The sequence below is a fragment of the Acidimicrobiales bacterium genome, from assembly GCA_022452035.1.
Classification (GTDB): domain Bacteria; phylum Actinomycetota; class Acidimicrobiia; order Acidimicrobiales; family MedAcidi-G1; genus UBA9410.
Genome location: JAKURV010000052.1, coordinates 1 through 3,929, shown reverse-complemented (window position 1 = coordinate 3,929; position 3,929 = coordinate 1). Strand labels below are relative to the sequence as shown.

Sequence of the window (3,929 nt, the reverse complement as noted above, 5' to 3'; positions counted from 1 at the left end):
GGACACACCGTGCCCCTCCGCACCGTCGTCGACCCACACCTCATGGACTTCGACGAGGTGTGGGCGGCCGCCGGCACCCCGGACTCCGTGTTCCCGGTGAAGCCCAAGGACCTGGTCCAGGCCACGGCGGGTGCCGTGGTGGGCGTCACCCGCTAACCCTTAGGCGTGCTCAAAGTTTTCTGGTGCCAACCAAATACTGGGGTCCAGCAGGGCTCCTAACGGAGGTTTCACTCGCTGGCTGACCAAGGCTCCACAGTCGATAAGGCGGATCTTGGAAGGCGTTTGACTCAGGTTTCTGAGATTGGCGGCGTCTGCCCACCGATTACGTCTAGAAGTGCTCTCCCGCTTGTCACTTTGAGTGCCTCGTAGCCCTTCACGTTCATGGCAGCCGAGGTAGTCGTGACCGCGGTGTCAAGGTTTTCTGCCGTAAGGCCCTGAAGGATCTGCCGGACTGCTCCGGTGTATTCGCGCACCAGGGACTGTTCCAGGCGGCGCACTTCGGTTCGACCGAACGGGTCCCATGCGGTTCCCCGAAGGCACCGGCCCTTGGCCAGGAGTTTCATCAGGGGCCTACCCAGCACGGCGGGTACGGACAACTTGCCCATTCCCAGGGACCGGAGCACCGGCGGGTGGAGACGCCACGAGACCTTCGCCGCTGGGCCTCCGACGGCTTCGGCAGCTGCTTGGCCTTCTGGGGCTAGGAGCAGGCGCGCTACCTCGTACTCGTCCTTGTAGGCAGTCAGGTGATGGAGGCCACGGGCCACCGACTCGGTGAGGTCAGTCGACCCTGGCCTGACAGAGCCTTCCCGGGCTGCTGTCTCTTCGACCAGGTCGAGGAACGTCGAGGCGCAGCGAGAGCCTTGGTAGCCGACGAGGTCCGAGGTGAGCATCTTCAGTAGTGGACCGAGCCCGGTGGCGGCGTCCAGGGCCGTCACCCGGGTTGCGAGGGCTTCCGGGAGCTCGTCTACGAGGACTTGAACGCTGCCGGAATGGCTTCCGGGCCCTGTTGAAACGCCAGTGTGGCTGTTTACGGCAGCCCTTCCAGCTGTGAACGCAGCGGTGTTGCGTTCCACGGCCACCCCGTTGAGCTCTATGGCGCGTTCGACTGACGCCGGCTCGATCGGAATAGCACCGGTCTGCACTGCTACGCCCAGCAGGTAGACGTTGGCCGACGAGGTATCGCCAAACATGTCCGTGCACGCCCTGCCGGCATCGACGACTTTGTTGTCTTGCGTCCGCGTAACTCCCGCGGCACGGTCCAGGAGCTCTGTCAGGTCGGGGAGTTGTCGGCTGGGGTGTCCGACCATGGACCCGGTGGGCGTCTCAGTGCTCGAGGCCACCAGCACCGTGCGGTCCGGATCACCGACGTGTAGTACGTCTTCGGATGCTCCGACGAGCAGGTCGAAGGCCAGGATCACGTCGGCGCCGCCTTCGCTGATGAGGCTCGATGTCAGCTCGGTGATGCGCGACAACCGGATGTCGCTGACCACCGGCCCTGCTTTCTGGGAGATTCCCGTCTGGTCGAGGCCTCGGACTTCGTACCCGTCGAACATGGCTGCCGTGGCCAGGATCTGGGCCACGGTGACCACACCGGTGCCGCCTACGCCAGCTAGGCGGATGTCGACGGTGTCGGTGTTGACGATGGCGACAGGTGCGCCGAGTGGGGCCTCGTGGTCGGGCTCTGGTGTTGCAGCTGGCGGGGCATCCGGGTCGACTGCGACGGTCATGAAGCTGGGGCAATCGCCGTCCAGGCAACTCGCGTCCAGGTTGCACGACGTCTGGTCGATCGTGGTCTTGGTGCCGAGCGGCGTTTCCAGGGACTGGACGGACAGGCAGTTGGAAACCTCGCCACAATCGCCGCATCCTTCACAGAGGCGGTGGTTGATGACGACGCGGAAGCCCGGTGTGGTGGCCTTCCCCCGTTTGCGGAGCCGACGGGTCTGCGCGGCACATTCCTGGTCGTGGATGAGGACCGTTACGCCGTCGACGGCAGCTAGCGCTTCCTGCGCTTCGACCATGCGGGTCCTGTCCCACACTTTGACGCCGGCCGGCATTTCGACGCTCCGATAGCGGCCGCGATCCTCGGTGGTGACCAGCACCTGGCTGACTCCATGGGCCAGCAGGATCTTGGCGATTTCCGGGACTCCGGTGCCGCCGACGGCGTCCTGGCCGCCTGTCATGGCCACGGTTCCGTTGTAGAGGACCTTGTAGGTCACTGTGACACCGGCTGCGACTGCTGCCTGGATGGCGAGCTGTCCCGAGTGGAAGAACGTCCCGTCGCCCATGTTCTGCGTGAAGTGCCGTCGGTCCACGAACGGCGCCATACCGATCCACGGGGCGCCTTCGTTGCCCATTGCCGTCATGCCGATGGTGGAACCGACTCGGTCCTCGTCCATGAGTAGCACCATCATGTGGCATCCGATGCCGGCGCCGACCAGGGCACCGTCGGGAACCTTGGTGCTCCAGTTGTGCGGGCAACCGGAGCAGAAGTACGGCGACCGTTCCACAGACAGCGGGATCGGCACCCGCTCGCGGCGTTTTTGTTCCGGAGCGAGTCGGTCGCCGGAACGAGCCGAGATCCGTTCCCGGAGGCCGTCGACCATGGCGTCGGCATCGAGAATCCCCCAGCTGCGCATGAGGAGCCGACCGTCCGGGTGGGTCTTGCCGACGACGACAGGCTGGTCAGGACCGCCGTAGAGGGCGTCTTTGACCAGCCACTCGAGGGTGGGGTTCTTCTCCTCGACGACGACAATCTCGTCCAGTCCCCTGGAAAACTCCCGGATGACCGCCGGGTTGAACGGCACGGGCATCTGCATCTGGAACACGCGGATGCCGGCGGCGGCGATCTCTGCCGGGGTCGTCAACCCGAGTCGGCCAAGGGCCTGGAGCATTTCGTAGTAGGTGAAGCCGCTGGCGACGAGCCCTATCCACGCATCCGGAGTGTCGACCGTGGTCCGGTTCAGGCCGTTGGCCAACGCGTAGCGCCTGACCAGTTCGGCGCGGGCCTCTCGGAAGTCCTGCTCCAGTCTCAGGGTGTGCGGGGTGATGAGGTTGCCGTCGGGGCGGTGTTCGTAGGCGACACCGTCGATGACCATGTCGGGAACCACGGGGACCGTGCGTCCCAGGTCGAGGTTTGCGGTGCCGCTGCCGTCACCTACGGCGGCGACGACCTTCAGGGAGGTCCACACTCCGGCCAGTCGGGACAGTTCGACGGCGTGGCGGCCCAGGTCCAGGATCTCCTGGACGTCTCCCGGGTAGAGGATCGGTATGTGGAGGTCGACCAGTGCGGAATCCGAACTGGACGGCAACGTGGAGCTCTTGGCGGAGGGATCGTCCCCGACCAGGACGACGGCACCTCCGTAGCGGGACGTTCCAGCGAACACGGCATGTCTGAGGGCGTCAGTGGCCCGGTCCAGGCCGGGTGCCTTGCCGTACCAGATGCCCAGCACCCCGTCGTACTGGCAGTCGGGCTGTTCGGAGGCCAGCTGGGAGCCCATTACGGCTGAGGCTGCGAGTTCTTCGTTCAGGCCCGGCTGGTGGACGATCGGAAGGTCGGGTACGAGGGCAGTGGCCCTGGCGATCTCCTGATCAAAGCTTCCCAGTGGCGATCCCGGGTACCCGGAGACGAACGCTGCGGTGTTGAGCCCAGCCAACCGGTCGATGCGCAGCTGCTGGACTGCGACCCGCGCGAGGGCCTGGATGCCAGTGAGGAAGGTGGTGCCTTGGTCCTTCAGGTACCGGTCAGTCAGCCGGTAGTCGCCGAGGAGTGCCATGGAAGTCCTCCCAGTTTCGGTACCACCACCGTAGCTACGGTTACGGCCACTATCTGGGCGCGAACACTGCCCAACCGACTCTACGATCGGGTTATGGCGATCGGCGACATCTTCACGAGGCACCCGGCCAGCGTGGGCCAGACCTGGGTCCAACAC

Annotated in this window: 1 protein-coding gene; it reads right to left on the bottom strand. The window is 65.3% G+C overall.

Annotated elements, in window-relative coordinates:
* Nucleotides 1-287: 287 nt before the first annotated feature.
* Nucleotides 288-3,773 carry an indolepyruvate ferredoxin oxidoreductase family protein gene (locus tag MK181_10760; protein MCH2420280.1) on the bottom strand — a complete coding sequence of 1,162 codons (3,486 nt, stop codon included), beginning with the start codon at nucleotides 3,771-3,773 and terminating at the stop codon, nucleotides 288-290.
* Between the last annotated feature and the right edge of the window lie 156 nt (nucleotides 3,774-3,929).